Here is a 2,628-nt window from a genome sequence, read left to right on the forward strand (position 1 = left end):
CTGTCTCTCGGTACGTTAAAATGGTCATGCAGAAACTTCTTATGCAGATCATCGTATTGATCATAAGAAACCGCAGGCGCTTTGCTTAAGGTGGCGTAGTTTACGCCCTCTGAAAAGTAACGCTGATGAAAATCAGGGCTCGCCACACACACATAGTCCATACGACCGAGGTAGTCAGCACTGCATCCAGGAATCGCTTGGGGCTCTAAACTGATCGCACCGGCAACCTCACCGCTTTTTATTTTTTCAATGGTTCTAGACTCACCATGAATCGCGAGGTTCAACTCGACTTGACGAGACTTCATCACATCCGACAGTGCAGGTAACAACCATGTCGCCAAACTATCAGCGTTGGTGGCTATGGATATAGATAGTGGTTGAGTACCCTCTTCATTCATTAACTCCGGCACAAGCTCGTGCTCTAACAAGCGAACACGACGATACAAACCCAACAGCTTTTTTCCTGCTGGTGTAGGCCTTGGTGGGCTCTCTCTTACCAAAGCAGGCTGGGCTAACCACTTTTCTAGCTGTTTGATACGTTGGGACACCGCTGATTGGGAGATGTATAACTGCTCAGCGGCCCTCTCAAAGCTACGTTGTTTCACAACGGCATCCAGTGCTTCAATCCATTTATAATCCAATCCACGCATCAATTTGCTTCCTTTTTAAGCTAACCCAATACCACATTAGCAACTCTAATAATGGATTAAAATCATTAATTATACTTATTTAAAGGGTCGGAGTATCTTCGCCACATAGCACGTAAATATCGTTAATTAAGTGGAGGTTAAAATGAGTTTTTGGGTTTTATTACAAGGTTTTGGTCTAGGGGCAAGTATGATAATCCCGATAGGCGCACAAAATGCGTACGTCCTAAATCAAGGCATAAAACGCAATCATCATTTAACGACTGCAACGATTTGTAGCCTGCTCGATACCCTGTTTATCTCATTGGGTATTTTTGGTGGCGGAGCAATTCTGTCTCAAAATGAATTGCTGCTTACCTCTGTGACATTGGGCGGTATCGCTTTTCTAACGGTATATGGTTTGCTATCACTGCGCAGTGCATTCAAAACGCGCACCAGTGATGAATCAAAAAGTGAGGTATTGGCTCGTGGCAAGCGCACCGTTATTTTGGGTGCATTAGCTGTAACAGTATTAAACCCACACCTCTATTTGGATACCGTGGTGATTCTAGGATCCATTGGCGGGCAGTTTGAAGGCAACGACAGAATTGCGTTTGCGATGGGGACTATCTTAGCTTCATTCGTGTGGTTTTATTCCTTATCATTAGGCGCAGCAAAGCTAGGTCCAACGCTATCGAAACCTAAAGTTAAGAAAGGCATCGATATCGCAGTAGCAACCATGATGTTCGCTATTGCACTTGTGCTCGCCAATGGACTCATTGAGCAATACGGGTAAACCTATTCTTCTTTAGTCATCAAACAAACTTTACTCATCCAACAAAAAAGGCGAATAACCTAAGTTATCCGCCTTTCCTTATAGAAGCTAATAGCTATAAAAACTAACTAGAAATTAAGCTTCAACTTTATTCATGTGTACATCCATTTGCGGGAATGGGATTTCGATACCTTCGTTGTCCAAGCCTTCTTTGATAGCTTGCATAAGGTCGAAATAAACATTCCAGTAGTCAGCAGTGCTAACCCATGGACGAACAACAAAATTAACTGAAGAATCAGCTAGCGTGTGAACACCTACTTGAACACCTGGATCTTTCAATACGCGCTCATCAGATTCACAGATCTTAGTCAGTAGCGCTTTTGTCTTCTGAAGATCAGCGTTGTAAGAAACACCAATCATTAGGTCAATACGGCGCGTCGCATGACGAGAATAGTTAGTGATTGGGCTACCGATAACGCTTCCGTTAGGTACTACAACCATTTTGTTGTCTGGTGTTGTTAAAACAGTTTGGAAGATCTGAATTGAATCAACTGAACCCGCTACACCACCAATTTCCACGTAGTCACCAGACTTGAATGGACGGAATGCAACGATAAGTACACCCGCTGCAAAGTTAGATAGTGAGCCTTGCAGCGCAAGACCAACGGCTAAACCAGCCGCACCAATAACAGCAACTACAGATGCAGTTTGAACGCCTAAACGACCAAGTGCAGCGATAAGAACAATAACAAACAGTAAATAACGAACTAAACCGTGGATAAACTCCACAACAGCTCGATCCATCTTCTTCTTCTCAAGAACCTTAGATACGCTATTCGCGACTGCTTTAACAATCAAGTTACCAATAAATAGAATTATCAGTGCAGAGATAATGTTTACACCGTATTGGATAAATAGATCTGAATTATTTGTTAACCACTGCTCGGCCTGAGATAAACCATCCACAATTGGAGTCTCAAGCGCTGTCGAACTATCAGCCATAATGTGCATCCTCTATATAATATGCTATGAGCTAAACTGTCTTAAGCCAAACTTACTTTAACAATAATAAACAGTTTAACTCCTGTTAAGTCACTGTGTTAAAAGTAAATTAAAGCCAAGTCCTTTTTATAAACTGAACCAGGTCCAGTTTTTCGGCACGATATCCTATCTTTGACCGATTGCAAAGTCATATTTATGTAAGCTTTTGAATTAATAAAACTTACC

3 protein-coding genes are annotated in these 2,628 nt (G+C 42.2%); 1 reads left to right on the forward strand and 2 read right to left on the reverse strand.

Features of this window, described 5'->3' with window-relative positions; genetic code table 11:
* A partial coding sequence (locus AB4496_RS19565; RefSeq protein WP_372131676.1) for a LysR family transcriptional regulator ArgP occupies positions 1-650 on the reverse strand: 650 nt, incomplete at its 3' end.
* Between the two features lie 142 nt (positions 651-792).
* Between AB4496_RS19565 and AB4496_RS19570 the strand changes: the two genes are divergently transcribed.
* The gene (locus tag AB4496_RS19570; RefSeq protein WP_009847669.1) at positions 793-1,422 is read left to right on the forward strand and encodes a LysE/ArgO family amino acid transporter; all 630 of its coding nucleotides are present in this window, start codon (positions 793-795) and stop codon (positions 1,420-1,422) included.
* A gap of 114 nt (positions 1,423-1,536) precedes the next feature.
* Here AB4496_RS19570 and mscS read toward each other — a convergent pair whose 3' ends face one another.
* Positions 1,537-2,403: a small-conductance mechanosensitive channel MscS gene (mscS, locus tag AB4496_RS19575; protein WP_009847670.1), complete on the reverse strand. Its 867-nt coding sequence runs from the start codon at positions 2,401-2,403 to the stop codon at positions 1,537-1,539.
* Between the last annotated feature and the right edge of the window lie 225 nt (positions 2,404-2,628).

The organism is Vibrio sp. 10N.222.46.A1 (assembly GCF_041473595.1).
GTDB classification, from domain to species: domain Bacteria; phylum Pseudomonadota; class Gammaproteobacteria; order Enterobacterales; family Vibrionaceae; genus Vibrio; species Vibrio tasmaniensis_A.

Excerpts from the sequence above, each read along its gene's own strand:
- AB4496_RS19570 (WP_009847669.1), top strand. The coding sequence starts at position 793 with ATGAGTTTTTGGGTTTTATTACAAGGTTTTGGTCTAGGGGCAAGTATG.
- mscS (WP_009847670.1), bottom strand. The coding sequence starts at position 2,403 with ATGGCTGATAGTTCGACAGCGCTTGAGACTCCAATTGTGGATGGTTTA.